This window comes from Sinorhizobium sp. 7-81 (assembly GCF_030124405.1).
Lineage (GTDB): Bacteria > Pseudomonadota > Alphaproteobacteria > Rhizobiales > Rhizobiaceae > Sinorhizobium > Sinorhizobium psoraleae.
Genome location: NZ_JASKLT010000005.1, coordinates 291,754 through 307,419 on the forward strand (window position 1 = coordinate 291,754; position 15,666 = coordinate 307,419).

Below are 15,666 nucleotides of genomic sequence, written 5' to 3' on the forward strand. Positions count from 1 at the left end.
ACATTGCCGCCAGCCTGGGCGCCGTGGCAGCTTCGTGTGTCGATGGAATGGCCCTAGGGCAAAGGGCGGGCACACAAATGGCCAATCTCGGAAGAATGGGATGTCATTCAAAGGCTGCGCTCCACCAATCCCAGACGCGAGACTCCCGGCTAATGTGTTCCGGTTCTCCCTACTGGAATAGGGCAGAATCCCACATTCGCATCCGTAAGCTCGCCGACCTTGCGCGCGGAACAGGGCAAGCCGCCTAAGCCAAAGGAGCTATCCTGAGCTAGGTCACAGGGTCGAATTAATGAATTTGGGGGATGCCCTAATCCCTTTTTGAAGCTCGCTGCTGCCAACCGGCTTTGCTACCCTAAGCAAGGTGTTTGCGGATCATCAGTGCCGTGCGCATGGCCTTCGTGCCAGCCGCGCATGGACGGAAGGATCAGAAATGGATCTTGTTCAGAGATCCAAGGCCGCGTGCGACCGCCCTGCATTCCTCTGTAGGAGCCGAACCTTGGGAAGGCCCCGGACCCGGCAGGTGCCGGTTGGTGCCGCCCTGAGCCTCATCCCGTTCTGCCTTATTATGTTGCTTGGATCGCCCGCAAGAGCAACTGACGACAGGCTATCCCTGCAAGACACAGTCGAGATGCCAGCGGTCGGTCTGCGTGCGAGTGAACTGACGGAACCGATAGCCAAGCGCTTGCACCCCGAAAGCGGCAGCCAGGGAACTCCGGCCACGACGGTACTGCGACGAACGCCGGCGCCTGAAGGGCCGTCATCGCGCGCCGCCACCGCTGTCGCGCGGCGCCCGACGGGTGAGCAACCGCGCATCGAGGAGCCGTCGGCGACGGAACTGTCGCAAGCTCTCGCGCAAGAACGCTCAAGGGTCAAAGCTTTACTTCGCGATCTGGCGGCCGCTCGCGCGGAGCTCGAAACGGTTCGCGGAGAAGCGCGAGCTGCCCGTCGGGCCGACGAGAAAGACGCGTTCCTGCACAAACAAGGCCTCGCTGTGGAGCGTCAACTGGTTGCCACCTTGACGCAGGAACTCAGTGCCGCATGGGCCGATCTCAAAGCTATGAGCGTTCAACTCGAGCAGTCAGCGAACGCGGCGGTCAGAGCACGGGAGGCTGCGGAAGCAGCGGTCAACAAGGCTCATGAGGTGGCTGAGAGCGAACGTGCTAAGACTGACGCATTGGAGCAAGAGCTGCTCGCTGCGCGCAAGGAAGTCGCCGCCATAAAGGATGCTGCGCCAACGGCTCGTGGTGAGCGTGAGGAAATTCTCCGGCGGGACCTGGCGGCGGCCAGAAGGGAGCTGGATGCACTACGGCGCGCCGCCGCCACCGCTGACGCTCAGGCACAAAGTGCGGCCGACAGGGCGGCCGAAGACCGTCAAGCCGCTGAAGAACAGCGCCGACGAGCCGAGGGGCTCTCACGCGATCTGGTAGCGGCCGGAAGGGAGCTGGATGCACTACGGCGCGCCGCCGCCACCGCTGACGCTCAGGCACAAAGTGCGGCCGACAGGGCGGCCGAAGACCGTCAAGCCGCTGAAGAACAGCGCCAACGAGCCGAGGGGCTCTTACACGATCTGGCGGAGGCCAGAAGCGAGCTTGATGCAACACGGCGCGCCGCCGCCGCCGCTGACGCTCAGGCAAAACGAGCGGCCGAGAGTGCGGCCGAAGACCGTCAAGCCGCTGAAGAACAGCGCCAACGAGCCGAGGGGCTCTCACGCGATCTGGTGGCGGCGCTGCACGAGATGCAGGATTTCCGGGCCAAAGCCGCTGGGGCAATCCGATCAAAGGCTGCCGCGCTCAGAGCGCGACACGTCGCGGAGGCATCTCTAGCCGCCGCGAGGCGAGCGCTCGACGACGAGCGGCAGAAGCTTGAAGCCTATGAGCACGATATTGCCTTGACCCGCCAGTCGACCGGTTCGCTGAAGGCTCTCGTCGATCAGGGCGCGGCAGAGCGGGATGCCGCCGTCGAGGCTCGGAAGTTTGCCGAGGCTGCGGCAAAGCAGGCTGGCGCAGCGCTCGCGTTGGAGCGTGAGAAGGGAAGATCGCTCGCGCGCGATCTGGACACTGCCCGTCAGGAACGCGACGCGGCAAAGGAAGAATTGAGTCGGGTCTCAGCGGCACAGCGCAAGGCGCTCGGAGACGAGCGCGAGCGGGCCAACGGCCGAAAACTTCGGGCCGCTAAGGAAAATGACAGCCCCAACGCCAGAACGGAGCGCCGCATTTTGGATGTCGAACAGGTAGCAAAGTCGCGGGCCAGCGGTCGCGCAAGTGAACGTGCAAGGAAGCACTCCGTAAAGACGAGCGCTCGATCGGCCCGTGAACCAGCGTTGCGGGAAGTCCGCCGGGTGAAGGTCCGCAGGCCGACGCCACCCGCTCGACCTCTGACGATCGTGCTCCCCTACGCACTGCTCCCCAAAGAGCGGCTCGTGAATGGCCTTTGGTAAACCACTGGAAGGCGGTTTTCGAGGGTGGATTTGCCGAATATGAGGAAAATCGCGATGCGCAAGTACCTCGCTGCCACCTTGTTGATCACGGTTGCGATCGGGCCCGCCTGGGGTCTGGGCCTCGGCGTCTCGGCCGGCGGTGTCGGGCTCGGCGCCGGTGTGAGCGTCGGCAAGAATGGCGTCTCGGTGGGGATTAGTGCGGGCGGAGCAAAGGTGGGAGCCTCGGTCGGCAAGAATGCGGGATCAAGCAGTAGGTCCCGCAGCAAGGCCGGCGGGAAAAGTGGCGGCATATCGAAGGGCTCCCATTCGGGAGTCGGGGCATCGAGAGGTGGCGGAAAGGGCGCCAGTCAGGGAGGTGCCTCAGGTGGTGCGGCTAAAGGTTTCGATCTGGGGGGCAGGTCGGCGAGTGGAGCGATATCGGATAACAATCCGACGAATGCTTCAGGCAATCCGGTTAACATGAAAGCTGGCGTTGCTCCCGCGACCGCGACACGGCAATCCGCTGTCTTGCCTCGCATGCTTCTGCCGTTAAAACAGAAGCGCGCCGTCACCGAGCGAGGCGAATGGGGTTACCTGTTACGGGTGCCGGCGCCAGTTGCGGCGATTCCGGCTACCCCGGGCACCGTGGTTCGCACCTGCCTTCACGCGATCGCGTCGGCGGCCTCCCCCCTTGGAGCCGTGCGGGTGCGCGCGGCAAGCGCCGGCCCCTTGAACCGGGGTCGCGGCGGCGATCTCACCGCCCCGCTGACGGTTCGCATAGACTATGCCGGTCCGAACGACGTCGAGGTCCGTCAGGCGCGCATCAGCTGTCGCCTCGATTCCTCCGGCAGAGTTATCGCGGTGATTTAGACGAGGCCGCAGCGTTACTGTTTGGGCGAAGCAGTCTCCCGGCAGCGTTCAGAGATTCCTGTGGCGAGATACGTGCGGTGGCCGCTGCGGAACGTCTGGCCGACGACCGTGCCCGGGGGCGCCGCGCGGCGCCCGGAAGGGAGATGATCATCGAAGGCGAAGACTTCTACCGCGGGGTCAACAACATAGATGGGCTAATCGGCTTCGTGCCCCGTCTTCTCCGACCGGAGGGGAAGGTGTGCAACCCGAACTGATGCTATAAAGTGGTCGGTCTGTAACAGCCACAACCATCAGGAAGAGGAAGCGTAGCGCGAAAAGACGTTGAACGCTGCACAATTTGGAAGGGGCCGGTTGCTAAGAAGAACTTCTGCTCCTGTAGAGCAGCGATTTCGGCTGGAATGCGGACATTCCTTGTCGTGGTTCAGACGTCCCCCATTTGCACAAGCACGTCCTGAACCAGAGCCTCCGGAGATTTCGTTGCCGTATCAATCGTTATGCGATCGATGGACCACGGCTCGTATTCGGCGCGACGTTCTTCCACGCGCTCCCACGGTATGTCAGGCATGCCTGTAATGCCGCGCACCCGGTTTTCAATTCTCTTGCGATGAACACCCTCATCGGAACAGTGGGCTTCTACGAAAATCAGCTTGCTCTTTTGACGCTTCGATAGTCGAACCCATGTCGCTCTCGCAGCTTCCACAGGGTTTACGGCATCCACAATGACGGTCAATCCGAGCTTCAGGTTCTCTTCCGCCACAGCTGCCGCAACTTCATAGGCAGCTATTCCCGTCATATACTTGGGAATATCAGATCGCCACATTGCAGCCTCTATCGGATCAACAGAGAGAACGGGCGCGCCAATCGCCCTGGCATGCCCTTCAGCGATAATGCTTTTCCCTGAACCTGGCAGTCCTGCTGTAACAATCAGTCGAATTTGGCGCACAGTTCTCTCCCATGGGATTCATCCAAGATATGCGACGTATTTGAATGTTGTATATGGCTGCTTAGGGCCGACTGCTGACGATGAATGTCATCTCCTCCCAGCAAGGGGAAAGCGCGAAAGGTGCTTGACCTCGACAAACGCATCGACCCGGCGGTTTCCCGCCCGGTCCGACATCCGTTCCGATCAGGCGCGCTCGGGGCGATCCGCGAAGCTGGCCCGAATCGTGAGAAAGTGACTGAGTGTCTGCAGCGGAAGTGAAATGGGGGCAGGTCCCAGAGCGGGCGGTATTGGGGGCATTGGGACGTCGCTCTGGGACCTCATGGCCCACGGCGGTTGCCACTGACGATTTCGTCGGAATTAGCCGCCATGGATAGCAGGAGCCATATCCAAGAAAGATACCGCGACTGGCGGCGCGGCGCATCGGACCTTTGGCCCTGCATTAGCCTCTGGAAATCGGACCAAAGTCGGAAAAGTTCGGCCGGGTCAAAGCATTCGGCAAAGGGCTAGGACTTTTGGCGGATCAAATCGGACTAAGGTCCCATGGATCAAGGTTGATGCCCCCCTAGCTCTCTAGGGGTTCGCTGCGGCGGGCACTCACAAGAACCTAATCATTTCAGCAAAAATTTAGAGTGGGGCCTGTGCCTTTGTCGCGGGTCCCGCTTGTGTTGGCTCTACCGTCGGTTCTGACATCAATGATGTCGTGGGGGGAGTGGTTGGAGCAGGACGCCGGTTGAGGTCCCTGTCGATTGGTTTCTTTAGGCAAGGAAAGAAGGTCCCAGAACGCCAGAAGGGACTATTGCCATCGCTCTGGGACCCCAGCGCGCCGACGGCGGCGTTGGAGAAAGCCGTCGCTGGCGCCCAACCCCGGATATGTGTCGCCAGGAACATTCCACAACGGGTCTAAGACCTCTGGCGATGCCATATCGGACTAAGGTCCCAACGGGATCACCCTCCCGCGCGAGCATCGCGGAGCGGGGTTGCCATCGTAGTCCATCGATTACGGCTGGTTGGCGGGAGCTGCGGTCCTTGAGGCCGGTCTCGCCCTCCCGTCGATTGCGTCCCACCATTTGTGGATGTCTTTACACAGAACCGAAAGCCGCGGCGACGGCCGTCGGCTGCTGTCCTTCGGCCACCACATGCGCAATTAGGGCTCGACCCTCAGAGAATCGCCGAAGCTTCGACAACCTCAGCCTTCCGGCTGGGACCGGACGGGCAACCTGTTGAAAGCTCGCATCTACAGCGCCGCGCGTCTTATCAGACGCGCAAAGGACGCTGTAGCACTTTGAATTTCTGCATGTCTTTGTCCTTGAATCGAGGTCGATTCAAGGAGACATGCAGTAGCTCGCTTGATTGAATCAATATGCCATAATTTTTACGGCCGGGACTTTGATTTCCCTTTTCCACCCTTTCCAGCGTTGCCTTTTTTAGGCCCGCCACCGCCACCGCCGGATTTTGCGATCGCATCGGATGTGAGACTGGTTGAGAGTAGCATCGTCACCAGCGGAGGAGTTACCGCTGCGAAGCGCCCGCAACTTTTCAGAAACTCACGCCGATCTTCATCGCTCCGCGAGATCTGTAGATCTGATTTTTCCTGATCCATAGCGCTCTCCTCTTGCTGGGCATTCTACAGCACGGGCTAATATGTCGCCATATATCCGTAAGCATAGGACTTCAGCAGTTCGATGATCCTGGTCTGCACCAAGGCATCGAGCCCCGACAGGACGTCGTCGCAAATCAGGAGTTGAGACCGGCGCCGCGTGCATGCAGCAAGCGCGGAGCGGTCTTTGGCCATAACTGGGGTCGGCACCTGTACCTGACCGCAGTTCATCGGCGCAGCCACGCGCCGCGCCTCGCCAGCAGGCCCAATGCGCTCAGGCGATGCGTTTGAGAAAGTGAACGGCTTCGCGTCGCTCGACGTTATCTTCGCCGTGCGCATGAAAATGGGCGATGTGCTCCGACTGGTTGTGATGTTTGCCTTGCGCCTCGGCATCGCGCCAGTGTTCAACCAACACAAACCGCCGGCCATCATTCGCATCAGCAAAGAGTTCGTAGCGCAGATTGCCTTCCTCTGCCGCTGACTTCCGGGTGAGTGTCATCAGGTCGGCACGCAGGCCATCCTCGCGTCCTTCCTTGGCATAAAGAATGGCCACGACATGAATGTCGCTCATAACTTACTCTCCTGCTGGAAAAGTGCTGTGCCAACTGCCGCTTCAACCGGCGGCAACCAGCCACTGCCGGTTGCCGCCATATTCTTCGTTAGATTCTATTCGCTACGGTCGTAGGAGAACTGGATGCCGGGAGTACCGCCCGTTTCGATGAACAGGTTCATGAAAGCGGGGACGGTCTCGCTGCGTTTCCAGTCCCGCTGCAGCTCGCAGAAGAGCTGGACTGTCGAAATCAGCTTGGCGCCGGCCTGTTCGATACGACGCAGCGCGGCCTCGTGCGCGGCGACCGACGTGCCGCCTACCGCATCCACCGGCACATAGATCTCATAGCCTTCCGCCAGTGCATCGAGTGCCGGGAACGTCAGGCACGCCTCGGTCCAGAGCGCGGTCATGATCAGCTTCTTACGGCCGGTCTCCTCGACGGCCTTGCGAAACTCGACATCCTCCCAGCTGTTGATGCTGGTGCGGTCATAGGTTGGATAGCCGTCCAGGGCCTTCCGGATGTGAGGAACGGGCGGCTTGTTGAGCCCAGTCTGCACATTGACTGTGGAATGCACGATTGGCAGGCCGTAGGCGACGGCCGCCTTCGAACAGCCGACGATGTTGTTCAGCAGCAGCTGCCGGTCCATCGAGGCGATCGAGTTCACCTGCACCGGCTGATAGTCGATGATGACGAAGGCCGCATTCTGCGGTGTCAGCAGTTGATCCGATTTCGGATCTCGAATGGGTTCGCTGGCCATGAGTTCGTCCTTTCTGGTTTGCGGGCGCCCGCCATCGTGCCGGCGCGGAAGAGCGTCTCCCGGCAGGTAGGGACGGCGCGGGCGCGTCAACCGTCCCGATTCTAAAGAAGAGTTCGGCCTCCTAGAATGGCCGAGATGTCAGCTCGCCGGTGCGAACCGGCCGCTCTTGAAGTCGTCGAACGCCTGGCGGATTTCCGCCTCGGTGTTCATCACGAAGGGACCATGGCCGACGATCGGTTCGTCGATAGGCTCGCCCGTCAAGACGAGCAGCATGGCATCTCCATTTGCATGGACGAAGACATCACGGCCCTCGCGGCTCAAGAGCATCATCTCGGCCTCGCCGGCCTCCTGACTGGCGTTGACCGTGATCCGGCCGGAGAGAACCACCAGCATGGCGGTATGGTTCTCGGGCAGGTCGAGCTTCAGCTCGGCGTTGCCCTTAAGACGAAAATCCCACATGTTGACGGACGTGAATGTCTTCGCCGGCCCTCTGACGCCGAGCAGTTCGCCCGCGATGACCCGCGCCTTGCCGCTTCCGTCGGGCAGATCCAGCACGGGAATGTCGGCCGAGGCGATGCCCTGATATCCGCCAGGCGCCATCTTGTCCTTGGCCGGGAGGTTGATCCACAGCTGAACCATCCGGAACGGACCGCCGGTCCTGGCGAATGCAGGCGCATGGTACTCCTCATGCAGTATGCCGCCGCCCGCCGTCATCCACTGCACGTCGCCGGGGCCGATGATCCCGCCGTTGCCGGCCGAGTCCTTGTGTTCGACCTGACCGTCGTAGACGACGGTCACCGTTTCAAAGCCGCGATGCGGATGCTGGCCAACACCGCGACGCTGCTTGGTCGGCTCGAAATGGTGGGGTCCCGCATAATCGAGCAACAGAAATGGGCTGACGTGCTGCCCGAGACTGCTGTACGAAAAGAGTGAGCGGACCGGAAAACCGTCGCCCACCCAGTGGCTTCGATTGTTGCCGTAACGGCCGAGAATTGTCTTGCTCATCATCTATCTCCAGTGGAGGCAGTGTTCGAAGCGTCTGTTGCCATTGAAGGTATCACTGCAATGAAGTCCGTATAAGATTGCGATTTTCGACGCAGCGTTCTAAGAATAGGACGATGCAAGACCTCAATGATCTCTACTACTTCGTCCAGGTGGTGGACCATGGCGGCTTCGCCGCGGCGGCCCGCGCCACCGGCATGCAGAAGTCCAAGCTCAGCCGACGCATTCAGCAGCTGGAGGAGCGCGTCGGCGTGCGGTTGCTTAACCGGTCCTCCCGTCGCTTTTCCGTGACGGAGATCGGCCGCGAATACTACGATCGCTGCATCGCCATGCTGGTCGAGGCCGAGGCTGCCGACCAGATCATCGCCCAAGTGCGGGCAGAGCCGCGAGGCGTCATACGGGTGAGTTGTCCGGTGGCGCTGATCAATTTCCAGTTCGGGGCGCTGTTTTCGCGCTTCCTGACCGCTTATCCCGCTGTCGAAATCCATCTGGAAAGCTCCAACCGGCGCGTCGACGTGATCGCGGAGGGCTTCGACGTCGCCATTCGCGTTCGCTTCCCGCCGCTGGAGCCGACCGATCTGGTCATGCGCTGGCTCGACACCAGCACCCAATGCCTGGTCGCGAGTCCCGCGCTTCTGGCCGGCCGAACGATCGGCTCGCCGGCCGACCTGCACAATCTGCCGAGCGTTACGCTCGGACCGCCGCTACGGGACTATCAGTGGCAGCTCGAACATGCCGACGGCCAGACGGCGAATGTTCCGCACGTCCCACGGCTGGTTACCGATGACATGGCAGCACTGTGCGAAGCGGCCCTTGCCGGCGTGGGGATCGTGTCGCTGCCGACGATGATGGTCTGGCGGCAGGTCGAAGCGGGCCGGCTCGTTCACGTGCTGCCCGACTGGCGCCCGCGCGCCGGCATTGTCCATGCCGTTTTCCCTTCCCGGCGCGGCCTTCTTCCTTCCGTTCGAACGCTGCTTGATTTCCTCGCGGCGGAATGCGCCGAGGCGAGGAAGCGAGCAACCGTGTAGCCGATCCAAAGGCTCGGCGGATGACGATCAAGCAGACGGGAGTAGGCGCTGGTTGCCCCCAAAAGCTTGAAGGCAACCGTCTGCAACTCCCACATCCTCTTTTGCAAGAGTGGGCAGGCGCCCGTTGAGTGAGCGATGCCGTGACGAGGTCTACTCTTGTGCAAGGTGAGTTTTCATCGGGGGTCTACGGCTCGAGCCGGTTCAAGGCGAGCACGCAATGGTCGAGGCGCTCCTATTGAGTGCCTTCAAGGCCGTCGCCATAGAGAAGTGCAGAAGCGCTCGCCGGCTCCCGGATAAGGAACAGGACGAGCGCTTTGGCCGCGCTTCTACTCTTTGACGGTTGATGTGACCGCTTCGATCACCTGCGACGCCATGGCGAATTCGCGGTCTCGGCTCGAAATTCGATGGCGCTTTGCAATCCAGCCGAAGTCGGTGTAGGCGGCGTATACGGATCCGTCTTTCGCCTGATAGACGAGGACCCGGACAGGCCAGTCGAGTCCGGCGAGGGGATTGGCGGTGATGAAAGTCGTGCCGAGTGCCGGATTGCCGAACATCACCAGACGCGACGGACGCACCTCGTTACCGGCAGCGTTGCCGAGATTGGCCTGGTCGATGATGCCGAAGAGTGTGATGCCCTTTTCCTCGACGCTGCCCTTGATGCGGTTCACCGTCTCGCTGACCGAATAGCGGCTCTTGACCGTGACGATGCCGTTGCTATCTGCGGCCTCTGCTGTCGACACTTGACCCAACACCGTGGTTGCGGTGATCAAGGCCGCCGACAGCATTGCATTGTTGATCTTCTTCATTTCAAAGCTCCTCTCTCTAGCCCCGAATGGGCTCATTCAAGGATGCGGCTGGCCGCTGCCATTTGATAATGCCGTCTCTTGTCCATTTCGATAACTGGACCTCATGGCGCGCAGCGGCACGGCAAAGAGCATGGCGAAAACAAGCATCGCGACGAGCACCAGGACTGAAGTGTTCCATCCGAAACGATCGTAGATCTGGCCGATCACCAGGCTGCCGAAGAGCCCACCCGTGTAGTAAGAGGCGAGATAGGCGCCGCTTGCTGCCGCCTTCTCCGTGTCGGCGATGCGGCCGACCTGACCGGTCGCAAGCGCTTGCGCGAGAAAGGTGCCGACCGCGACCATGGCGAGGCCCGCAAGCACAATGGCGAGGCTGCTGCTCAAAAGAGCGATGAGCCCCAGCGAAGCGCAAAAGAGCGTGAGCACAATGCCGGCTCCGGCGCCGAGACGACGCGAGATATACCCGCCGAGCGGCGTCGTGAACAAAGATGGCAGGAATACGAAATAGACCAGGCCGAGCTGCATCGGCGATAGCCCGAGCTCGACGAGCCGGAAGTTGACATAGGTGTATGTCCCTATGAAGACGAAGAGGATCAGGAAGCCGATGGCGAGCACGCTCTGCAGGCGTCGATTGCCGAGCACCGAGCGCCAGTTCCCGCTCCTGCGTCGCCTCAGTCGGTCCGGCATCATGCGTTCCGTCCGTTTTAACGTCGTCCAGACGAGGGCCGCTCCCGCCAGATTGAGTAGCGCGAAAGTCTGGAAGTTGATGGACAATCCGCCGAGGTCGGCAACGGCCGCCGAGAGAATGCGGCCGAAGAGGTTGCTTGCGACGTTGCCGGTCACATAGGCCGCAAGCGCGCCCGTCGCCCGCTCGGCCGGGAAATGCTCCGCCAGATAGGCCATGGTGAGTGTGAAGGCGGTCGCCATGCACAGGCCCTGCGCCACGCGCAGGCCAGTGAAGATCGCGATGTCCCGGGTCGTTGAGAGCAACACGGTCGGGACGGCGAGCAGTGCGAGACTGATCCAGATGCCGTTTCGCCGGTCCAGGTTGCGCCCGAAGATGCCGACGGCAAGCCCAGCGGCCGCCATGCCGAAGGTGCTGGCATTGACCGCGAAGCCCATTGTAGCGCGGCTGACCCCGAACTCCCGCTGCAGCGATGGCAGGATCGCCTGGGCGGCGAAGAGATCGACGAGGGTCAGGAATGCGATGAGCGCAATGATTCCGAAATGCCAGCGATCGGCTGCGGGGTTTGCCAGAACGGACGCGGACGCCGGCAGCGAGGCACGATCGAGGTTAGCCATCGCGTATCCTCCCAAAATATGGACGTTTCCCGCCAGCGGCCGGAAACGTCCGTGATGTTACGGTGCTATCGCTTTGCGGCTCACATGGCGTGGTCGTCAGCTTGCATCGGCGGCAGGATATCGGCCGAGTAGAGCACGGCCGGCTTTGAGCCGTTGTTCTTCCACCAATGGGCGAGCTCACCGAATTCCGCAGTGACTTCGCCCGCCTTATGCTCGATCGGGACCTTGCAGCTGCTGCGGTATTCCGTGATCGTGCCTTCCACTACCAGAATGTTGGCGGGACGCACGTCGTGCGAATGCCACGGCACGATGCCGCCCGGCTGGACGACCAGCTTGCGCAGCCGCAGCGCATTCCCTTCCCACGCGCTTCCCTTCGAGGAAAGATCGATCGACGCGAGGACTTCATCGGTCACGCCTTCAGGCGCCGTGGCGCCGGGCGCCATGGCAATTGCTGCGATCTGATCCTTGGGGCATTCCCCGGCCATAGCCATTGGCGCGCCGAGTGTGCTTGCGAAGAGTCCGAGCGCCGCAGCGGCGGCCAACGACAGACGGCCTGCGATGGGTTTCTGAATCATGTCCGGTTCTCCTTGGTCGGTCCGGCCGGAGACATTCCGGCGGCACAAGGAGATTGCGGGACATTCGGCCGACAAAGAAATGCCGCCTGCTTTTGAATTCCATAGCTCAGAGCTATTGCGGGAGAGGAGTAGCGTCGGCCGATCGGCGCATGTCTATGCCGGAATGTGGTGCCGCCCAGCCGTAGGATTTGACTGCTCCAACGAAGGTGGCGACAGCCGGCGAGAACCGCCGGCCCGCGACAGTCACGAGGCAAACCTCCCGCGTGACCTCCGGTTCGACCACAGGCCGGACCTGCAAGCCTGGAATGACGGCGCTGTATTCGGGAATGAAGCAGATGCCGAGCCCGCCCGCCACCATGTTTTGTATCCAGTCCTCCCGCTCGCTGGAATAGGAGATCTGGGTCTTCACGCCAGAGGACTCGCACAACTCCGTCAGATAATCCCAGTATTCGCAGTTCACGCGTCTGAGATAGATCTCGCCATCGATGGCGGTAATGGGAACCGCATCGTATTGACAGAGACGGTGACCCGGAGGAAAGGCGAGCATGAACCTTTCACGAAACAGCGGGGTCACGTCGAAGCGTTCGGGGAAGCGGTCGCTGCTCGCCATGATGGCGACATCTATCTCTCCTTCCCCAAGCAGCTCTGAAAGCTTGGACGGCACACCTTCGACGAGCTGAAGTTGAACGCCGCGGTGGCGCATGTTGAAGTCGGTCAGCAGGCCGGTAAACCGACGCGGTCCGATCGTGCACATGATGCCGACCTTCACATGCGCATCTTCCAGGCAGAGAAAGCGTGACGCTTCCTGCCTGACGCCCGAGAGCTCGTCGAGAATCGACTGAAACCGCGGTCTCAGCAGGTTTCCGAGATCCGTGATGTGGGTAAGGTTCCGTTCCCGTCGAAACAGGAGCCCGCCGACTTCATCTTCGAGTTGCTGGACGGCACGGCTCAACGCCGGCTGGGTCACGTTGCACTTTTCGGCGGCACGCGTGAAATTTCGCGTCTCGCAAACGGCCAGGAAATACCGAACGTGGTGAATGTCCATAACCGCCCCCGCGGGGTTTTCGTGTCCAGGCGCCACTCTCCGATGCAGGTGCCGCTTTCACCAATGCAATTCACCTATCGAATTCATAGCACAGTGGCATTTCAGTTGAAATGAATACAGCGCCATTCTCGTCCCGGAAGAGGCCCTCCGGCCCAAACGTGAGGAGACGCGGACATGTTCAAAAGTACCGAGGCTGAAATCGACGCGATGTTCGGGCGCAGGGCGCTCGAGGGGCGCAGCGCCATCGTCACCGGTTCCACCAGCGGCATTGGCCTCGGCATCGCCCAGGCGCTTGCCAAAGCGGGCGCGGCAGTGATGCTCAACGGCTTTGGCGATCCGGCGGAAATCGAACGGCAGCGGGCCGAGATGGCGGAGGAGAACGACGTCGATGTCGCCTATGACAGCGCCGACATGTCGAGTCCGGAGGCGATCCGGATGATGGTCGAGCGCGCCGGCGCCCGCTTCGGGCAGGTCGACATCGTCGTCAACAATGCCGGCATACAGCATGTTGCCCCGATCTCCGAGTTCCCGACGGCGAAATGGGACGCGATCCTTGGGATCAATCTTTCTGCTGCGTTTCACCTCGTTCAGGCGACCTACGGGCAGATGTGCGCTCGCGGCTACGGACGGGTCATCAACGTCGCCTCGGCTCATGGTCTCGTCGCCTCGCCCTACAAGTCCGCTTACGTGGCCGCCAAGCATGGGCTCGTCGGACTCACCAAGGTTGTGGCGCTCGAAGGCGCGGAATTCGGCATTACGTCCAATGCGATCTGCCCGGGCTATGTCTGGACGCCGCTGGTGGAGGCGCAGATCGACGGACAGGCAAAGTCGCACGGGATCGCGCGCGACGCGGTTATCCGCGACGTGTTCCTGAAGAACCAGCCGACCAAGCGCTTCGCGACAGTCGAGGAGATGGGGGCGCTCAGCGTCTTCCTTTGCAGCAGCGCGGCCGCTTCGATCACCGGCGCGGCCATTCCCGTGGATGGCGGGTGGACAGCCCATTGATCGAGAGGAGCAGAGCCATGAACAAGCACATCCAAGTGGGCCCGCCGGAATCCGAGCACCAGGTGCGGCGCTCCGAGGCCGAAATGCGTCCGCCGCGAACGATAAATCTCGCGCTTCAGGGCGGCGGTGCGCACGGCGCATTCACCTGGGGCGTGCTCGACCGGCTGCTCGACGAGGCGAACCTCTCCTTCGACGGCATCGTTGCAACCAGTGCCGGCGCGATGAACGCCGCGGTCCTGGCCTATGGGCTTGCGGAAGGTGGCCGCAGCGGCGCGCAGAAGGCGCTCGCCAATTTCTGGCGCCGCATCAGCCATGCGGCAGCCTTCAGTCCGCTGCAGCCGAGTGTGCTGGATCGCATCACGGGTTCGAAATCATTGGAGTTTTCGCCGGCCTTCGTCATTTTCGACATGGTGACACGGCTGCTCTCGCCCTATCAGTTCAACCCGTTGAACTACAATCCGCTGCGTCAGGTTCTGGAGCAATCGATCGATCTCGATGCGATCCGCATGTCCCGCTGTCCCGTGAAGCTCAACATCTGCGCGACCAACGTGCGCTCCGGCAAGGTCAAGGTGTTTTCCAATGACGAGATCTCGATCGACGCCGTAATGGCCTCGGCCTGCCTGCCGTTCCTGTTTCAAGCCGTCGAGATCGACGGTGAGGCCTATTGGGACGGAGGCTACATGGGGAACCCCGCCATTTTCCCGCTGATCTACGGCTGCGACACGCCGGACGTGCTGGTGGTGCACATCAATCCGCTGGAGCGAACGGAACTGCCGCGCACTGCGGCGGAAATCCTGAACAGGATCAACGAAATAAGCTTCAACTCGTCATTGTTGAGGGAGATGCGGGCAATCGCCTTCGTGACCCACCTGATCGATTCCGAGGCCGGCAATTCACTTGGCCTCAAACGTGTCTTCGTACACGGCATCTCCGACGACGAGACGATGAGAAATCTCAGCGTCTCAAGCAAACTCAATGCCGAGTGGGGAGCCCTCGTAGACCTCCGTGACCGCGGTCGACAGTGCGCGGAGGACTGGCTGATCGCGAACTACGACGCGATAGGGAAGCGTTCGAGCGTCGATATCAGTACGCGTTATCTCTAGAGCGGGATGAGGAAAAGTGTGAAGCGGTTTTCCGCCCACATCCCGCTCTAACTTATTAGAATCGATCACGTTTATGCTTTGGGTCGATTCGGCCCAAATCATTGTGATGTAGGGCGTTCGACGCTTCCCGACCAATCGCAGCGCGTCGCCACGGAGTGCGCGGCAAGCCCTCGTTGCCGTCTCCCTCCCGATGGCAGTCTTGCCCCCTTCCGGGGGCTTTTTTCGTCTTGGGTGCGCCCATCGCCGACGGATAGTTCGGCCTATCGAAACCATGCCTGAACAGCATTTCAAACAGCGCGAGCGGTCTGCGAAGCTTCTCAGCATCAGGCCGATGTGCGGTCTGAACAACGTCAGATCCAGGAGATGTTCAATGATCAACACTCGTACGCTCATCAGTTCCGCGCTTGCGGCGATCGCCTCCGTCTCGGCTTCCACGGCTTCGGCGGGGCCGGCCGCCCAGCCCGACTTCTCGTTCGAGAAGTGCTACGGCATCGTCAAGGCCGGGCAGAACGACTGCCAGACGGCAACCCATTCCTGCGCGGGCACGTCAACGATGGACGACCAGGTCGACGCCTGGATCTACGTGCCTGCCGGCACCTGCGGAAAGATCGCCGGCGGCAGCAACGCCCCGAAGGCCTGACGGCCCCGCGACAGCAAGCAAAAAGGGAG

The 15,666-nt window shown here is 61.4% G+C and carries 15 protein-coding genes and 1 pseudogene; 6 read left to right on the plus strand and 10 right to left on the minus strand.

The window, feature by feature from the left end:
* Positions 1-628: 628 nt before the first annotated feature.
* Both QN224_RS19270 and QN224_RS19275 read left to right on the plus strand, forming a co-directional pair.
* Positions 629-2,437, plus strand: a complete 1,809-nt coding sequence (locus QN224_RS19270; protein WP_283977967.1) for a hypothetical protein — start codon at positions 629-631, stop codon at positions 2,435-2,437.
* Positions 2,438-2,491: 54 nt separating this feature from the next.
* Entirely contained in the window at positions 2,492-3,286 is a 795-nt protein-coding gene (locus tag QN224_RS19275) for a helicase (protein WP_283977968.1), read from the plus strand.
* A 421-nt stretch (positions 3,287-3,707) separates the two neighbouring features.
* Here QN224_RS19275 and QN224_RS19280 read toward each other — a convergent pair whose 3' ends face one another.
* The 6 genes and pseudogenes from QN224_RS19280 to QN224_RS19305 all read right to left on the minus strand — a co-directional run bounded on the left by QN224_RS19280 (position 3,708) and on the right by QN224_RS19305 (position 8,139).
* Positions 3,708-4,229 carry an AAA family ATPase gene (locus tag QN224_RS19280; RefSeq protein WP_283977969.1) on the minus strand — a complete coding sequence of 174 codons (522 nt, stop codon included), beginning with the start codon at positions 4,227-4,229 and terminating at the stop codon, positions 3,708-3,710.
* Positions 4,230-5,643: 1,414 nt separating this feature from the next.
* Positions 5,644-5,829, minus strand: a pseudogene (locus QN224_RS19285) (hypothetical protein); the annotation flags it as partial.
* A gap of 36 nt (positions 5,830-5,865) precedes the next feature.
* Complete coding sequence (locus tag QN224_RS19290) at positions 5,866-6,069, minus strand: hypothetical protein (RefSeq protein WP_283977970.1); 204 nt, start codon at positions 6,067-6,069, stop codon at positions 5,866-5,868.
* Positions 6,070-6,100: 31 nt separating this feature from the next.
* The gene (locus tag QN224_RS19295; protein WP_283977971.1) at positions 6,101-6,397 is read right to left on the minus strand and encodes a putative quinol monooxygenase; all 297 of its coding nucleotides are present in this window, start codon (positions 6,395-6,397) and stop codon (positions 6,101-6,103) included.
* Between the two features lie 95 nt (positions 6,398-6,492).
* On the minus strand, positions 6,493-7,134 hold the full coding sequence (locus QN224_RS19300) for a hydrolase (RefSeq protein ID WP_269280580.1): 642 nt from the start codon (positions 7,132-7,134) through the stop codon (positions 6,493-6,495).
* Positions 7,135-7,272: 138 nt separating this feature from the next.
* Complete coding sequence (locus QN224_RS19305) at positions 7,273-8,139, minus strand: pirin family protein (RefSeq protein WP_283977972.1); 867 nt, start codon at positions 8,137-8,139, stop codon at positions 7,273-7,275.
* A 113-nt stretch (positions 8,140-8,252) separates the two neighbouring features.
* On the opposite strand from QN224_RS19305, the gene QN224_RS19310 reads away from it, so the two are divergent.
* On the plus strand, positions 8,253-9,164 hold the full coding sequence (locus QN224_RS19310) for a LysR substrate-binding domain-containing protein (protein WP_283977973.1): 912 nt from the start codon (positions 8,253-8,255) through the stop codon (positions 9,162-9,164).
* Between the two features lie 326 nt (positions 9,165-9,490).
* Here QN224_RS19310 and QN224_RS19315 read toward each other — a convergent pair whose 3' ends face one another.
* The 4 genes from QN224_RS19315 to QN224_RS19330 form a co-directional block, all read right to left on the minus strand.
* The gene (locus tag QN224_RS19315; protein WP_283977974.1) at positions 9,491-9,970 is read right to left on the minus strand and encodes a DUF302 domain-containing protein; all 480 of its coding nucleotides are present in this window, start codon (positions 9,968-9,970) and stop codon (positions 9,491-9,493) included.
* Between the two features lie 36 nt (positions 9,971-10,006).
* Positions 10,007-11,269 carry an MFS transporter gene (locus tag QN224_RS19320; RefSeq protein WP_283977975.1) on the minus strand — a complete coding sequence of 421 codons (1,263 nt, stop codon included), beginning with the start codon at positions 11,267-11,269 and terminating at the stop codon, positions 10,007-10,009.
* A gap of 80 nt (positions 11,270-11,349) precedes the next feature.
* On the minus strand, positions 11,350-11,844 hold the full coding sequence (locus QN224_RS19325) for a cupin domain-containing protein (RefSeq protein WP_283977976.1): 495 nt from the start codon (positions 11,842-11,844) through the stop codon (positions 11,350-11,352).
* A gap of 112 nt (positions 11,845-11,956) precedes the next feature.
* Complete coding sequence (locus QN224_RS19330; protein ID WP_173508785.1) at positions 11,957-12,889, minus strand: LysR family transcriptional regulator; 933 nt, start codon at positions 12,887-12,889, stop codon at positions 11,957-11,959.
* A 174-nt stretch (positions 12,890-13,063) separates the two neighbouring features.
* Between QN224_RS19330 and QN224_RS19335 the strand changes: the two genes are divergently transcribed.
* The 3 genes from QN224_RS19335 (at position 13,064) to QN224_RS19345 (ending at position 15,637) form a co-directional block, all read left to right on the plus strand.
* Positions 13,064-13,894, plus strand: a complete 831-nt coding sequence (locus tag QN224_RS19335; protein ID WP_283977977.1) for a 3-hydroxybutyrate dehydrogenase — start codon at positions 13,064-13,066, stop codon at positions 13,892-13,894.
* A 17-nt stretch (positions 13,895-13,911) separates the two neighbouring features.
* Entirely contained in the window at positions 13,912-14,997 is a 1,086-nt protein-coding gene (locus QN224_RS19340; RefSeq protein WP_283977978.1) for a patatin-like phospholipase family protein, read from the plus strand.
* Positions 14,998-15,367: 370 nt separating this feature from the next.
* Positions 15,368-15,637 carry a DUF2282 domain-containing protein gene (locus QN224_RS19345; RefSeq protein ID WP_173508788.1) on the plus strand — a complete coding sequence of 90 codons (270 nt, stop codon included), beginning with the start codon at positions 15,368-15,370 and terminating at the stop codon, positions 15,635-15,637.
* Positions 15,638-15,666 lie beyond the last annotated feature (29 nt).